17 protein-coding genes are annotated in these 14381 nt (G+C 57.3%); all 17 read right to left on the minus strand.

What is annotated here, in order from left to right; translation table 11 throughout:
• Nucleotides 1-22: 22 nt before the first annotated feature.
• Nucleotides 23-571 (minus strand): BofC C-terminal domain-containing protein, encoded by a 549-nt coding sequence (locus K6T64_RS04650; protein ID WP_288008762.1) that lies wholly within the window; start codon nucleotides 569-571, stop codon nucleotides 23-25.
• A 100-nt stretch (nucleotides 572-671) separates the two neighbouring features.
• Nucleotides 672-1415 (minus strand): YebC/PmpR family DNA-binding transcriptional regulator, encoded by a 744-nt coding sequence (locus tag K6T64_RS04655; protein WP_288008764.1) that lies wholly within the window; start codon nucleotides 1413-1415, stop codon nucleotides 672-674.
• An 18-nt stretch (nucleotides 1416-1433) separates the two neighbouring features.
• Nucleotides 1434-2279: an NAD+ synthase gene (locus tag K6T64_RS04660; RefSeq protein WP_170085990.1), complete on the minus strand. Its 846-nt coding sequence runs from the start codon at nucleotides 2277-2279 to the stop codon at nucleotides 1434-1436.
• On the minus strand, nucleotides 2266-3138 hold the full coding sequence (locus tag K6T64_RS04665; protein WP_170085991.1) for a nitrilase-related carbon-nitrogen hydrolase: 873 nt from the start codon (nucleotides 3136-3138) through the stop codon (nucleotides 2266-2268). Before K6T64_RS04665 ends, K6T64_RS04660 begins: the two co-directional genes overlap by 14 nt.
• A 352-nt stretch (nucleotides 3139-3490) precedes the next feature.
• On the minus strand, nucleotides 3491-3658 hold the full coding sequence (locus tag K6T64_RS04670) for an SPW repeat protein (protein WP_100668211.1): 168 nt from the start codon (nucleotides 3656-3658) through the stop codon (nucleotides 3491-3493).
• 77 nt (nucleotides 3659-3735) lie between these two features.
• A complete protein-coding gene (locus K6T64_RS04675; protein WP_288008767.1) occupies nucleotides 3736-4209 on the minus strand; it encodes a flavin reductase family protein in 474 nt (157 codons plus the stop codon).
• Between the two features lie 143 nt (nucleotides 4210-4352).
• Nucleotides 4353-4796: a GlcG/HbpS family heme-binding protein gene (locus K6T64_RS04680; RefSeq protein ID WP_100668213.1), complete on the minus strand. Its 444-nt coding sequence runs from the start codon at nucleotides 4794-4796 to the stop codon at nucleotides 4353-4355.
• 22 nt (nucleotides 4797-4818) lie between these two features.
• Nucleotides 4819-5037: a 4-oxalocrotonate tautomerase gene (locus tag K6T64_RS04685; protein ID WP_100668214.1), complete on the minus strand. Its 219-nt coding sequence runs from the start codon at nucleotides 5035-5037 to the stop codon at nucleotides 4819-4821.
• Between the two features lie 39 nt (nucleotides 5038-5076).
• Entirely contained in the window at nucleotides 5077-5856 is a 780-nt protein-coding gene (locus tag K6T64_RS04690) for a 2-keto-4-pentenoate hydratase (protein ID WP_288008768.1), read from the minus strand.
• A 112-nt stretch (nucleotides 5857-5968) separates the two neighbouring features.
• Nucleotides 5969-7003: a 4-hydroxy-2-oxovalerate aldolase gene (gene dmpG, locus K6T64_RS04695; RefSeq protein ID WP_100668216.1), complete on the minus strand. Its 1035-nt coding sequence runs from the start codon at nucleotides 7001-7003 to the stop codon at nucleotides 5969-5971.
• Between the two features lie 19 nt (nucleotides 7004-7022).
• On the minus strand, nucleotides 7023-7904 hold the full coding sequence (locus tag K6T64_RS04700; RefSeq protein WP_100668217.1) for an acetaldehyde dehydrogenase (acetylating): 882 nt from the start codon (nucleotides 7902-7904) through the stop codon (nucleotides 7023-7025).
• Nucleotides 7901-8704: a 2-keto-4-pentenoate hydratase gene (locus K6T64_RS04705; protein ID WP_288008769.1), complete on the minus strand. Its 804-nt coding sequence runs from the start codon at nucleotides 8702-8704 to the stop codon at nucleotides 7901-7903. Before K6T64_RS04705 ends, K6T64_RS04700 begins: the two co-directional genes overlap by 4 nt.
• 12 nt (nucleotides 8705-8716) lie before the next feature.
• Nucleotides 8717-10153 (minus strand): aldehyde dehydrogenase, encoded by a 1437-nt coding sequence (locus K6T64_RS04710; RefSeq protein WP_288008770.1) that lies wholly within the window; start codon nucleotides 10151-10153, stop codon nucleotides 8717-8719.
• Between the two features lie 111 nt (nucleotides 10154-10264).
• A complete protein-coding gene (locus K6T64_RS04715; RefSeq protein WP_288008771.1) occupies nucleotides 10265-11296 on the minus strand; it encodes an NADH:ubiquinone reductase (Na(+)-transporting) subunit F in 1032 nt (343 codons plus the stop codon).
• Between the two features lie 17 nt (nucleotides 11297-11313).
• Entirely contained in the window at nucleotides 11314-13209 is a 1896-nt protein-coding gene (locus K6T64_RS04720) for a XylR N-terminal domain-containing protein (protein WP_288008772.1), read from the minus strand.
• Nucleotides 13210-13249: 40 nt separating this feature from the next.
• Nucleotides 13250-14107 (minus strand): alpha/beta fold hydrolase, encoded by an 858-nt coding sequence (locus K6T64_RS04725; RefSeq protein WP_100668222.1) that lies wholly within the window; start codon nucleotides 14105-14107, stop codon nucleotides 13250-13252.
• 16 nt (nucleotides 14108-14123) lie between these two features.
• Nucleotides 14124-14369: a hypothetical protein gene (locus K6T64_RS04730; RefSeq protein ID WP_288008773.1), complete on the minus strand. Its 246-nt coding sequence runs from the start codon at nucleotides 14367-14369 to the stop codon at nucleotides 14124-14126.
• Between the last annotated feature and the right edge of the window lie 12 nt (nucleotides 14370-14381).

The raw sequence follows: 14381 nt of genomic DNA on the forward strand, positions 1-14381 counted from the left end.
ACTCCGCCCTCTCGCCTCATTTTCAGTGTAAATATTCTCCATACGTGTCCAAAATGGAGGCATAATCCTCTCGTCCATCCACCCGAACCCCGCGCCGCAAACTATCCAGGGCCCCTTTAGGCAACCCTTTAGCCGCCCTTTCCACGTTTAGCAAACCAAAATCTTTGACCACCCTCCCGGTCCCTGGCTGTCCATCACAGAGAACCAAGTGGTTATCCTGGCGAAGGACAAAGTACAAGTGTCCCTTCACGTCAAGGGGGATATCGGACACCGAACGCCGAAACACCGGCAGATTGGACACCACCGTCAGCCCTCCGTCCAGCACCCAGCGCGCCCCGGGCGTGGCAAAAGCCGGCTCTGTCACGTCCGCCACCACCCCCTGGTGAATCCGCAACAGGCCGCCGGTGTACTCCGTGACAAAAAGGGCCTCCTGTTCCGGCGCAAATACGCCGAAAGTGGGAAGATACAGCGGCGAGGCCGCTTGGGCGGAACCCGCAACAAAACCGAGCGCCGCCAGCGCCGGGATGACCGCGGTGAACACCCGAATCAGAAACATTGGCGCATGAACCATGGGCGATTCCTCCCGCAAACCCGATTCATTCCCAGTATCGCCGCGGCCCCCCCGGTTTATCCGATCCCTGCCTCGTTGGACGCAGGTCTAACACATATTTTCACATCAAGTCCTCGTCACTCAGATCCACATTGGAAAACACGTTTTGTACATCGTCGTGTTCTTCGAGGGCTTCGAGGAGATCCACCATCCGCTGGGCTTCGTCCCCTTCAAGGTTGACCGTGGTTTGTGGAACAAAAGTCACCTCGGCCCCTGCGATGGGCACTCCGGATTTTTCCAGATTTTCACGCACTTCCCGGAGTTGCTCGGGTGCCACGGTGATCACGTAACGATCTTCCTCCGCTGTAAAATCTTCCGCCCCAGCTTCCAGGGCGGCCATCATGGCGTCGTCCTCCGAGCCCGGGAACCCCTCCCGGGAAATTTCGATCACTCCTTTGCGGTCGAACATCCAAGCCACACACCCACTCTCGCCGAGACTTCCGCCCCGTTTGGAAAAAATGTGCCGGATCTCGGCGGCCGTCCGGTTGCGGTTATCGGTGAGAAGCTGCACCATCACCGCTGCGCCACCCGGGCCGTAGCCCTCATAAAACATCTCCTCGTAATTGACACCTTCCACATTGCCCGCGGCCTTGTCGATGGTTCGCTGGATGCTGTCCATGGGCATATTGGCCGCCCGGGCCCGCTCGATCGCCGTCTTCAGGCGATAATTCGTCTCCGGGTTACTACCGCCTTGCCGGGCCGCCGCATAAATTTCCCGGGACATTTTGGTAAACAACTGCCCCCGCACCGCATCCTGCTTGCCCTTTCGCCGCTGGATATTGTGCCATTTGGAATGTCCAGACATACCGTCCCCTTCCTTTCATCACAAGCCCCAATCCCGGGGATAGCGAAAATCCACCCCGATGGTCCTCCGGGACAACTTGGCGATCACCGGAGACCGGCGTTTAAACTGGTTGATCCGCACCCTTTTGGCCACAGCATCGATAAACCGGGGCGTGAAGCCCAAATTCACCAGATCCCGGCGGCTGTACTGCAGATCGACCATGCAATAGAGGAGGCGGTCCACCTCCTCATACGTGAACCCGAGTTCCTGCTCGTCCGTCTGGTCCGCCCACAAGTCGGCGCTCGGCGGCTTTTCCTGGATTTCCTTCGGGACTCCCAGATATCGCGCCACCTGGCGAATCTGGGTTTTGTAGAGATCGCCAATGGGATTGATCGCCGAGGCCAAATCCCCGAACTGGGTTCCATAGCCGAGAAGAAGTTCCGTTTTGTTACTGGTGCCGATCACCAGAGCGCCATCCCGGGCCGATCGATCGTACAGCACGCACATTCTCTCCCGGGCCATTCGGTTTCCCCGGCGCAACGCCGACGCCTCGGGATCCCCGGCGAAAAATGCGTCCACCATCGGGGTGATGTCCACGATCTCGCTCGGCAAGTCCAGTTGTTCGACCACCCTCCGGGCATCGTCCAGGCTGGCCGGAGAACTGGTCTTATACGGCATCAGCACGGCGAGGATCTGCCCGCGATCAAAAGCCCGGGCGGCAAGATACGCGACCACAGCCGAATCGATGCCCCCGGAAAGACCGAATACCACTTTGGAGAAGCCCGCCTTGGTCACTTCATCCTGCAAAAACCGGGTCATCATCTCCACGGCAAGGGGCGCCGAAATCGCCAACAGCTCTTCGGTGGAACGCTCAAAACGATTCACTCGACCGCCCCCCTCCGTAGCACCCCTCGTAGATCCGACCCAATTCCCGAACCGTGACATCCAGTTGTTCATCCCGCCCCAGAGGAGTTGTCAATCGGCTCCGCTGGAGCACCTCCTCATGCACATCCGCCACCAGCAGGGTCTCTTCAAACTCCGGAGCCGCGGCGATGATCTCCCCGAAGGGATCCACCACCGCCGACCCTCCATAAAATGCCACGCCGTCCTCTATCCCGACCCGGTTAGCAAACAAGACGTAGACCCCGAACAATTGGGCGTAGGTACGCAAGGTGCGGTACCACGTCTCCTGGGATCCCACCCGCTCCCCCACCGCCGGCCTGGCCGGGCTGGCCGAGGGAATAATCAGCACCATCGCTCCGTCCTCATTGAGGATATAAGGGACCGAGGGGTGCCAGGCATCTTCACAGATCATCAGTCCAAAACGCCCCCCCGGGGCATCGAAGGCGCGCACCCGCTTCCCCCGTCCAAAGTAGCGGCTCTCTTCAAACATCCCATATGTGGGCGGGTAAACCTTGTGATGGCGATACACCACCTCGCCCCCGGACACGTACAGGGCGGTGTTGTACAACGTGTATCTCTTGGTCATCTCCACCATGCCAAACACGATATCCGCGTGCCGGCTCGCCTGAATGACCTGCCGCACCTCCCGGTCTTCCACCATCCGGGCGCAGTCCACCGCCAAGTCTTTCAGCAAGTAACCGGTGAGACTAAGCTCCGGAAATACCACCAGATCGCAACCGGCCCCCTTGGCCTTCTCCACCCACATCACATGACGGCGGGCATTTTCCGCCACATCGCCTAACACCGGGCGCATCTGCACCAATCCTACGCGAAAAGACATTGAACCCACTCCACCTGTCTCCGACTCCATCGCACCATTGGCTCACGATCCAGTATACATGGAGTTGGGACGCAAGCCAACCGCAGGGCACCCAGACCCTGACGTGTCCTCGTCCTCTTCGGGCAACCCGAAAGGGGGTGAACCCACGTCCTGGGGCCCCACCCGGCCCCTTATGAGACATCGCCTACCTTCAGGGCGGTCCTCACGAACAATACGGCTCCGGGACTCCCCCGCAGCCGTAACTGGTAAAAGGAAGTGGGTCAATGGGCACTTGCCTGTGCAAACCGGACGCGGCGTCAGCGGCTTCCGCCCAAAGCCCGGGATCGAACCACAAAGGCTCAACCCCTGACCGTCAAGGCGCACCTCTTCCCTGGGACAAATCCACAATGCTCAGGATAAAAACCAAAATCCCAACAATGACAAAATCCCACGTCGTCGCCACCCGATTCGACAAATCGATGACCCACGGAGAAATAAAAAGCCAGATTCCGATCAGCAGGCTCAGCCAATGCCTCCACATCGCCGTCCCCTCCTCACCAAATGGACCGGGTTTAGGCTGCGGTGACCGACAACCTGCTTTATGTATATGAGCGGCGTTCACAAATTCTCCCCAAGTCTCCGATACCGTCCCTGGAAAAATAACAGGGGCCGTCCTTCATTGGCGGCCAGGTACAGAACCTCTCCCACATAAAGGGTGTGATCCCCGCCGTCGTATTCCGCCCACAATCGGCACGCGATCTGGGCCAGACTTCCCGCCAACACCGGAATGTCTTCGGGCCATTCATACTCCAGAGCCGCCGCCACCGCGGGATCCGGTTTACCGGCAAAATGCCGAGATACTCCCTCCTGTTCCTCCCGCAAGATGCTCACCCCAAACCTCCCGGCCTCCCGAATGAGCTCGTGGGTGCGGGCCCGCCGGTCGACCGAGACCAGGATCAGCGGCGGATCCAGGGACACCGACGTGAAGGAATTGGCCGTCATTCCGTGGGCCCCGTCCCCGTCCGGCACCGTCACCACCGTCACCCCAGTACCAAACAACCCCATCACTTGCCGAAACGTCATGGCATCCATCTGTGCTCTCCCTCCTTGTCTCTTACAAGGAATTATACAGGAATTCTTAAGTTGTCGACTGATGAACAGAGACCCCTTTGGGGTCTCCTATAGCTGCCATCTGTTCGACGATTCACAAACTGTCTTCGTTCAGTAGGATTCTCTTAAGAACTCGAGTGATTTTCAAGCACCGCCAGCCCCGCCCTGGCACAGATCGTATCCTCTTCGGAAGATCCCCCCGAACAGCCGATCCCGCCAAGCAGATGCTCGCCATAATAAATGGGCAATCCCCCACCAAAAATCACCAGGCGGTCCGTGTGAACAATCCCGTGCAAAAGAGCCGGTTCATCTTTAATAAACCCATACCAATCCCCTGTCGCCTTGCCAAAAGCCGCCGCCGTGTATGCCTTGTTTCGGGCGATCTCTCCGCTCAAAAGGGGCGCGCCGTCCATTCGCAAAAAGGCCAGGAGATTGCCTCCGGCATCCGCCACCGCGATATTCAAACGAACTCCGATCTCCCGCGCTTTTGCTTCAGCCGCCTGAACCATCGCCATCGCCGTGTTGTGGTTCAGGGCGAAGGTGGATCGAACCGGTTCATTCGGTCTCATGCCCGTTCACCTCGCATCCCGCTCACGAGCCGTTCGGGGGCTCGTGTTTCTTCGTCTGTTTGTCCTCCATGGTGACCCCGCCGACAGCCCAATGGCTTTTCGGAATCTCGTAGATGACCACGCGGATATTCTCCCTTGGCGCTCCCAGACTCCGATGAAGGGCCTCCGTCACCTCTTCAATAGCCCGTTTCTTCATTTCGGGTGACCGCCCTTCGAGGATATGCAGCTGTACCAGAGGCAATTCCCGTCCCCCCTTGTTACCGGATTGCGCTTTATGTCGTCACTCCACGCGCAGCTCTAAAGTGGCAAGGCCGTCAAAAGCCACCTGGAGCCGATCCCCCGGCGCCACGGAAACCGCTTCGGTGATGCCGCCTGTCAAGATCACCATACCGGGTTCCAGAGCCAATCCTTCCCGGGCCAACATCTGCGCGAGCATCACCACGGACCTCACCGGATGACCCAGTACCGCCGCGCCCGCCCCGGTTTGAACCACCGTGCCGTTCTTGCGAACCACGACGCCGACCTCGTCCCACTGGGTGTGGTACGGGGAGAATCCTTGTTCGCCCAAGTAAAAGCGGGAAGACGATGCGTTATCTGCCACCACATCCACCAATGTGAACGAAAAATTTTCATACCGGCTGTCGATCACTTCAAGAGCCGGAACTACACACTCCGTGGCCCGCCACACATCTCTCGGTGTGATGGAATCGCCCTCCAGCCGGCCCTTGAGCACCAACGCCAACTCCGGTTCCACTCGAGGATGCACCAAACCCGTGACCGAGAGAATGGGTGTTTTCAATTCCATTGCGCCCAGCAATCGACCATAGATCGGTTCGTCCACACCCACGGATACTTGTTTGGCCCGACTGGTCAGTCCCATTTTCCATCCGATAAGTCTGTCGCCCGCGGCCAGATCTCTTTCCACGGCCAATGCCTGTATGCGGTATGCCTGTTCCACCGTCAGTTCCGGGTATTCAAGCGTTAGCTTTCTCATGGCCAAGCCTTTGCGCTGATGCTCATTCACCCGCTGCGCCAGCGCATCCAAGTCCACATCCTGCATCCGTTCATCCCCTTTCTCTCTGCGAGGGCCACGGTTCACGGTCACAGGCCCATGGGCCGGGACATGGAGCCTTCCGCCCGGTTCGCGCCTTTCCCAACGAGGCCACCGATGTTCAGCGGCCCGCGGCGCCAACCTCTTTACGTTTGGCCAGCTCCACCGCCACATCCACGATCATGTCCTCCTGACCGCCGACCACCTTTCGTTTGCCCAATTCGACCAGGATATCCCGCGCATCCACGCCAAACTGTTCCGCAGCACGGAACGCGTGCAGCAAGAAGCTTGAGTAGACCCCGGCGTATCCCATTGTCAGGCTCACCCGGTCCGTCTGTACCGGCCGCGCCATCCTCGGGCGAACCACATCCTCCGCCGCGTCCATCGCAGGATACAGGCGAACCCCTGTATCAATGCCCGCTTTTTCCGCCACCGCCGCGAAAACCTCCAACGGGGTATTCCCGGCACCGGCCCCGAGGCCCGCAAGACTGGCGTCAATCCTCGTTGCACCCGCTTCCACTGCCGCAAGGGAATTCGCCACCGAGACCCCGAGATTATTGTGGGCGTGAAACCCTACCTCCACCTCGTCCGGCAGAGCTTCCCGCAACGCGGTGACCTTCTCCCGGACTTCACCCATCAACATGGCCCCCGCCGAATCCACCACGTATACCGTTTGTGCCCCGTAAGAAGCCATTTTTTTCGCCTCTTCCACCAACACACCCGCCGGGACCATATGGGACATCATCAGAAAACCCACGGTCTCAAGCCCCATCTTTCGCGCTTCTCCAATGTGCTGTTCAGAAATATCCGCTTCCGTACAATGGGTGGCCACGCGAATGACTTGAATTCCTGTATCCGCAGCCCTCTTCATGTGCTCGACGGTCCCGATTCCCGGCAAAAGCAGGGCCGCAACCTTACTGTTGCGGACCGTTTCGCACACCGCCCGCAGGTAGTCCTCTTCCGTTTCCTTTGAAAATCCGTACTGGACGGAGCTGCCTCCCAAACCGTCTCCGTGGGTGGCTTCAATGATCGCCACTCCGGTCCGATCCAGGGCACCCGCGATGGCCCGGGCATCTTCCACACTAAACTGGTGGCGAACCGCGTGCATTCCGTCTCTCAGCGTCACATCCGTGACCCGTATCGTCCGATTTCCCATGATCGTCCTCCCGCCCCCCTCAATGTTGGACCGCCAAGCGATTCTTGGCGAATTCCTCGCCCACCTTGGTCGCAGCAGCCGTCATGATATCGAGATTCCCCGCATAAACAGGGAGAAAATCCCCCAGCCCCTCCACTTCAATGGAGATGCTGACCAGGTTATCCCGGTAGATCGGATCCCGATTCAGGCGATATCCCGGGACAAACTCTTGAACATGAGCCACCATCTCACGAATCGACCGGTCAATCCGTTCATACACATCCTCTCCGGTCTCGTCGATCAGGCAGTAGATGGTGTCCCGCATGAGAATCGGCGGCTCGGCCGGATTGAGAATGATGATCGCCTTGCCTTTTCTCGCACCGCCGATAACCTCAAGAGCTTTTCCGGTCGTCTCCGTAAACTCATCAATGTTCTGGCGTGTTCCGGGCCCCGCACTTTTACTGGCAATGGTCGCCACGATCTCGGCGTAGGAAACCCCCACCACCCGGCTTACGGCGTAAACCATGGGGGTGGTCGCCTGGCCTCCACAGGTCACCATGTTCACATTCGGCGCGTCGAGGTGTTCCTTTAGGTTCACCGCCGCGATCACGTAAGGCCCACGGGCGGCCGGTGTCAGGTCAATGGCCTGGATTCCCGCCTCTTTGAGCAACTTGGCATGGCGCACATGAGCTTTGGCGCTGGTGGCATCAAACACGATGTCCGGGCGAACTCCCTGATCCAACGCTGCCTTGAGCCCTTCCGCAGAAGTCTCCAACCCCATTTGTCCCGCCCTGCGCAGACCTTCGGACGCTGGATCAATCCCGATCATCCAGCGGGGTTCCAGCCAGTCACTGCGCATGAGTTTGAACATGAGATCGGTTCCGATATTACCCGATCCAACTATGGCCGCTTTGAGTTTCACGCCTCTCCCTCCAGCTTCGGAAAAATCGCTTCCACCCTGCCCATTTTTCCAAAATTAACCACGTATCGGGATCCCGCCTTGGCATTCACCGCCGCGCTCACCGCTCCGGAAAGAACCACGTGTCCCGCCTTCAAAGTCGTCCCGAACGCCGCGACTTTATTCGCCAGCCAGGCCACTCCCAAAGCCGGATGTCCCAACACCGCGGCCCCCGCTCCCGTCTGCACGACCTCTCCGTCTTCAAAAAGGGCCATTCCCACGAGCTCCAGGTCCACATCTTCCACCCGGGTCGCCCGCGTACCCAGTACAAAACAGCCTGACGATGCATTGTCCGCCACGGTGTCGGGAAGTTTAATCCGCCAGTCGGCAATCCGGCTGTCCACCACCTCAATGGCGGGAACCACGTAATCCGTAGCCCGGAGCACGTCATGAATTCCCAGTCCAGGACCCTCGAGATCCTTTTTCAAGATAAAGGCAATCTCCGCTTCCACTCGCGGTTGAAGGAGGGGATGGTCAATCACTGCACCCGACGGGTAATCCATCGAGCGAAACAGGTGGCCATAATCGGGTTCCCCCACGCCGAACATCTCTTGCATGGGCCGACTGGTCAAACCGATCTTGTGCCCCACGACCTCTTCTCCGAGATTTATCTTCTTCTTTACAACCTCCAACTGGATCCGGTATGCATCCTCCACCGTTATCCGGGATTCCGCTTCGGTTAACGGGGGAATGGGACGGCGTTCTTTCTCAGCCCGAAACAATCGCTCAGCCCATGCGGCCAGTTTTTCCGGTCCGACGCTCACGTCCTCACCCCCTCACAATTTCACACACACGTTCGACAGCTCTGTGAAAAATTCAAAGCTGTGAACGCCGCCTTCCCGCCCAATGCCGCTTTGTTTCATACCGCCAAACGGAGTGCGCAAATCCCTCAGGAACCAAGTGTTGATCCATATCACCCCCGCCTCAAGCCGCGCCGCCACCCGGTGGGCCCGCTTGAGATTCGAGGTCCAGATCGTGGCGCTCAGACCATAATGGGTATCGTTGGCCTGTTCGATCACTTCCTCCTCGGTGTCAAAGGGCTGAACCGTGATCACCGGACCGAAGACCTCTTGCTGTACAATTTCGCAACGGCGGTCGACATCGACAATAATCGTGGGTTCCAGATAATACCCCCGGGTCAGGTGCTCGGGCCGCCGGCCCCCAACCAGGATTCGCCCGCCCTCCTTGACCGCCCGCTCAATAAAGCCCTCAACCCGGTGAAGGTGTTCCTCACTGATCAACGCCCCGACGTTCGTTCGCTCATCAAAAGGATCTCCCACCACCAAGTTCTTGGCTTTCTCCACCATTCTGCTCAGGAACTCGTCATAAATCGGCCGTTCCACATACACCCGGGAACCGCACAGACAAACTTCCCCTTGGTTCGAAAAGCTGGAACGAACTGTCGTCTCCACAACATCGTCCAGATCGGCATCAGCAAAAATGATATTCGGGTTTTTGCCGCCCAGTTCAAAGGCCACCCGCTTCAATGTTCCGGATGCCGCCTTCATCACAGCTTTCCCTGTGGACGTTTCGCCTGTCAAGGAGATTAAATTCACATCCGGATGTTCGGTCAATGCCGATCCCGCCGAATCCGGCCCGAACCCGTGAACCACGTTAAAAACCCCATCCGGCAAGCCGGCTTCCTGACAAATCTCCGCCAATTTCGTCGCCGTCATCGGCGTCAATTCCGCGGGTTTTGCCACACATGTATTGCCCGCGGCAAGACATGGAGCCACCTTCCAGGTCAACAATAAAAGCGGCAGATTCCAGGGCGAGATCAACCCCGCCACCCCAACCGGACGCCGCAACACATAATTGAGGGCCACATCGTCCATCTGAAATGCTTCGGTACCCAACCCCTTGACAAAATCCGCAAAGAACCGGAAGTTGTAAGCGGCCCGCGGAATGTCCAGCGTTTTGGCCAATGTCAGCGGTTTGCCGGTATCCAGGGTCTCCAGGCGGGCCAGTTCCTCCATGTTTTCATCAATCAGGTCCGCAATCCGATTGAGAATCGCCGAGCGCTTGGCCACAGGCATCCTTCCCCACTCGCCGAATGCTCTCCTGGCCGCCGCCACCGCCCGGTCAATCTCCGGTTTTCCGCCCTCGGCCACCTCGCCCAGCACCTCTCCGGTGGCCGGGTTCACATTCACGAACCTGCGTCCGTTTTCCGACTCCACAAACTTCCCGTCGATAAAATGCCGCACCAGTTCCATCGAATCTCTTCCTTTCTCGGCTTGACAGATTTCTCACTGGTTCCGTGGCTATTTTTATCTTAGAAGAGTTGCTCGCGGGTACAACCCGCGTTTCTCACAATATGAAATCGCCTAAAATTCGTCGTAAAAGATATTTGAACTGCGCAGTCCACCTTTGTACAACACCTTTAGTGTGGTCTGAATGAGCGCAGGAGGACCGCAGAGATACGCATCCATCCCGTCGAATCGTTCAAAATGCCTCTCAACGACATCGGCGATGTATCCTTCCTCCCCTTCCCAGGCATCTTCGGGATCCCGTTCGGAAAGTGCAGGGATGAAATGGAAGTTGCTTTGCTTCTGCTCCAGTTCCCTCCAGAGATCCATCAGGTACAAATCGCGTACCTTGCGCGCGCCATAAAAAAACCACGCCTCGTGTTCATAAGGACCGGCAAATAATTCCTCGATCAAACCTTTGATGGGCGCCATCCCGGAGCCCCCGGCAACGAAAAGAAGCTTCTTGTTGCGATCCCGGAGTTGCATTTTTCCGTAAGGCCCCGAGCCCCTCACCCGATCCCCCGGCTTCAGGTCACACATGTAATTGGAGCCCCGTCCTCCGGGCACCCGTTTGACATGAAATTCAAGAGGTTCTCCGGTTCGATACCGGGTTGCCACCGAATACGCCCGTCCCTCGTCCGATTGGGGTATTGCGAATTCGAAAAACTGTCCGGCCGCGTATGGAATATCTGACGGTTCCGTCAGTTCCAAACGAATGCGGTGGATGTCGTGCGTACAGGCGAGATTCTCCCGTACCACCGCTGCAAAATCATGAACCGGGAACAACTGCACCCCCGGTTCCTCGTCCTCCTCCTCGACTTCGACGACCAGATCACTTTCCGGCAGTGTGCTGCACATCAAAATGTACCCATCGTCTCGCTCGAAACCCATGAGGGCGAATTCAGAAACCCGATCCATCAGGCGATAATCCCCTTCAAGGACTTTTGCTTTACAGGCGGAACAGTTCCCGTGTTTGCAGCCGTACGGAACCGCCAGACCGCTGCGCAGAATCGCATCCAGAACGGTTTGACCTTCTCTGCAATGAATCTCGGCTCCCCGCGGTTCCACACGGATCTTGAAGGTGACACTCGATTGTTGTGCAACGCTCATTGCGAACACCCTTTCGTTCAATTCAGCTCTGGTTGATCCCGGCGAGTTGGACCTGAACTCCGCCGAACTTGTAAACTGTCGTGAATCTGTAACGCCAAGTGAATCTTGAACCGATCTTCTCCATCATCCAAATTGATCCGGCACAGTTCCTCAATTTTGCGGAGACGGTATCGCAGGCCGGTTTCCGAGACATACAGCGCACCGGCGACTTTTCGAATGTTGCCGGTATGGGCCAAATACGCTCGCAGAGTCGTCAACAATTCGCCTCGGTGCTTCTGATCATAAGCTTCCAGACGCCCCAACACAGATCGGTAAAAATCGGCGAGCTCTTGATGGGAGGCGGCCTTCATGAGTATCAACACGGTTTGAAACTGTTCATAGACCCCGAAGCGGGAACGAAGAGGCACGCCGCTCGTTTCAAGAACATCGAGAAAATCGACAATACTCACGGCATCGTCATAACTCCGGCCTATGCTGACAACCGATTGCGCCAGCCGGCCGCATCCGGCCAACATGCGGATCACTTTAAATTTTTTCTGGCAGGTGTTGAAAACCGACTGGAGAAACTCGTCCGGCGTATCTCCCGAACGGCGCTGAACCTCGGAATACAGGCCGATTAAATATCCATTTTTAGGGAATAATTCAAATTCCGGGTATTTCTGTTGTAGAAAATAAAAAACCTCCATCATCTGTTCTTCCTGTTCGACCCGGAACGCCACCAACCGCCTCGGTTCCTCAGGATTAATATCCAACAACCTCGCGCGTCGAACCAGGGTCTGTTCGTCATGTCTCCCGCCGATCACTTCATCGAGAAAATCGGCCAAATGAAGTCTCGCCTCTTTCATCAGCAGCCGTTCCTGGAACAGGTGGATGGCACAGATGTTACTGGCCCGCTCGGCGAGGATAAGCTCCCCTTCCCCCATCGGTTTCGCGCCAACCACACAAAGGTGGCCGAATCGGTTCGCGGAGGTGCCGATCAGCAGGACCTCAATAAAGTTGCCTCCGCTCTCCCAGTGTTCCGGTTTTCCGACGGCCGGCTCTTTCCCCGTTCTGGCGATCGCCCCGGACTGGGCTTTCCACTCTCGATAAACCTGCCGGTGATCCGGATCGAGAACCGCCTCGGACAAAAGCCGTCCCTTCAGATTCTCAACAAAAACACTGCGGTGAAGGGCATCCCCGATAACCTGAACAATTTCATCCAGTGATTTCTCCTCAAACATGAGTTCGCTCAGCCTTCTGTGAAGAACCATCGACTCTTTCCAGGTTTGATTGAGAAGAGAAATTCTCTGGTAAGCCCTGTCCAGTTCGGTGGCCAACGATTCCGCTTCATAATATTGGCCGAGGGCGCGCTCGGCATCCGTACACAGCTCCCAGCTCTTCGCCATGTACAGACACCGAGCGTCGCCGCGGCCACGGCACTCCGGTTCATAGACCAAAACCCGCCGTCCGAAAATCTCTGTCAGATACCCACTGGCATAACCCACCAATGTCCAACAAACCGGTTCCTCGCTCACCCCAAAATGACGCAAATGTTCGTCCGCCTCATACGAATGCCGCCACTCCCCTGTAAACACCAACGAACCGGATTCCCAATCCACACGAAGTTCCTGCGGCTCAACGGTCACAATCCCCTCGACCGTGTGCAACTGAGGCCCAACGAAAAACAATTCGTCCTTCGACTCCCAGTTGAACATGGTCCGGATGGCCTTGGCATCGCTCTGGCCACAGGCCCATCCGTACCTCATTAAAAATCCCTTCGCCCGGTCCATCCCCAGGGTTGCCACCAGATCTCTCCGCAACAATCCCAGTGCCGAGGTCTCGATCAAAGCCATACGGTGCCCGTTCAGTCTGATGATACCGGTTCGGGGATTGACCTCCAGCAATTGATCGAGAAGTAACCGATGGGCTTTCATACAATGTCCGTCCTTCGCGACGGCATGGGCTGCATAACGATCACGCCCCCGCTTTCCCTCGGGACACCCGTCCAAAAAACATTTCTACCAATTCACAGAACTCATCTCGGCGCTCAATCTGTGTCCAGTGGCCACAACGTCCGAAAATGTGGAGCTGGGCATAGGGAAGCAGATTAAACAACCGATACGAGTTGTCCACCGGAATCACTTGATCTTCACGCCCGTGAATGACCAGAGTCGGGCGGACAATATTCCGGATATCCTCTTCGGGTGTCACCATCGCATCCACGTGTCGCTGCCGCGGCTCCGGAAACATTTCTTCATAGGCGGACCGGGATTCGGGCTCCAGACTGGCTTCGTAACGAAGCCTCGCCAGGTCCGGAGTCAGAAGGGATTTATCGAACGCAAAGATATCCATAATGCGTTCCATTTCCTCCACGCCACGGGCTCGGTATCCCCAAACCGCATCCAGTCCTTCCGTAATTCGGAACGGCACCCCAACCGCTCCCATCAACACCAAGGCACGCACATATTCCGGATGCTGGGCCGTCAGCCGAAGGGCCACCGCCCCACCCATGGAGTTGCCGACTATCATGGCCGGGACAGCCCCGACGGCATCCATGAAATTCTTTACATGATTCACCCAGGTTTCGAGTCGGTATTCGATTGCGGTGGGACGCTCCGTTTTGCCAAAGCCCACGACATCAAGTGCGTACACCCTAAACCGGGCGGCCAACCGAGGAAGAACCCCTCCCCAATTGGCCCACGCCGATACTCCGGGACCGGACCCGTGGATCAAAAGAACATTCGGCCCTTCTCCAAGAACGTGGTAATGCGTGCGTATTCCTCCGGCATCGACGTACTGTCCGACTTGTACGGACCCATGATCTTCAGACATGAGGACATTCCTCCTTTTAGGCCACGTCAAGATCGACAGGATCCCCGTCCCGGACTCCATTTTCTCGAAGGGTGCGTTCGAGTTCAATTTCCTTTAGGCCGTTCGGATGGATGCGCACCATGCGATAGGGCCTGTCCTCGGGTAGCTCCCACATCTTCTTCACGACATCCAACAATTCCTTCCCTTTCATCCCTGGCTCTGCAGGGACCCCTTGGTGACAAAGAAACCGGTCATCAAAGGTCACGCGAACCCAGACGAACACGCCGCCTCCCCC

It is taken from the genome of Kyrpidia sp., assembly GCF_023512215.1.
GTDB classification, from domain to species: domain Bacteria; phylum Bacillota; class Bacilli; order Kyrpidiales; family Kyrpidiaceae; genus Kyrpidia; species Kyrpidia spormannii.

Excerpts from the sequence above, each read along its gene's own strand:
- K6T64_RS04650 (WP_288008762.1), bottom strand. The coding sequence starts at position 571 with ATGGTTCATGCGCCAATGTTTCTGATTCGGGTGTTCACCGCGGTCATC.
- K6T64_RS04655 (WP_288008764.1), bottom strand. The coding sequence starts at position 1,415 with ATGTCTGGACATTCCAAATGGCACAATATCCAGCGGCGAAAGGGCAAG.
- K6T64_RS04665 (WP_170085991.1), bottom strand. The coding sequence starts at position 3,138 with ATGTCTTTTCGCGTAGGATTGGTGCAGATGCGCCCGGTGTTAGGCGAT.
- K6T64_RS04670 (WP_100668211.1), bottom strand. The coding sequence starts at position 3,658 with ATGTGGAGGCATTGGCTGAGCCTGCTGATCGGAATCTGGCTTTTTATT.
- K6T64_RS04675 (WP_288008767.1), bottom strand. The coding sequence starts at position 4,209 with ATGGATGCCATGACGTTTCGGCAAGTGATGGGGTTGTTTGGTACTGGG.
- K6T64_RS04680 (WP_100668213.1), bottom strand. The coding sequence starts at position 4,796 with ATGAGACCGAATGAACCGGTTCGATCCACCTTCGCCCTGAACCACAAC.
- K6T64_RS04690 (WP_288008768.1), bottom strand. The coding sequence starts at position 5,856 with ATGCAGGATGTGGACTTGGATGCGCTGGCGCAGCGGGTGAATGAGCAT.
- dmpG (WP_100668216.1), bottom strand. The coding sequence starts at position 7,003 with ATGGGAAATCGGACGATACGGGTCACGGATGTGACGCTGAGAGACGGA.
- K6T64_RS04710 (WP_288008770.1), bottom strand. The coding sequence starts at position 10,153 with ATGGAACTGGTGCGGCATTTTATCGACGGGAAGTTTGTGGAGTCGGAA.
- K6T64_RS04715 (WP_288008771.1), bottom strand. The coding sequence starts at position 11,296 with ATGAGCGTTGCACAACAATCGAGTGTCACCTTCAAGATCCGTGTGGAA.
- K6T64_RS04720 (WP_288008772.1), bottom strand. The coding sequence starts at position 13,209 with ATGAAAGCCCATCGGTTACTTCTCGATCAATTGCTGGAGGTCAATCCC.
- K6T64_RS04725 (WP_100668222.1), bottom strand. The coding sequence starts at position 14,107 with ATGTCTGAAGATCATGGGTCCGTACAAGTCGGACAGTACGTCGATGCC.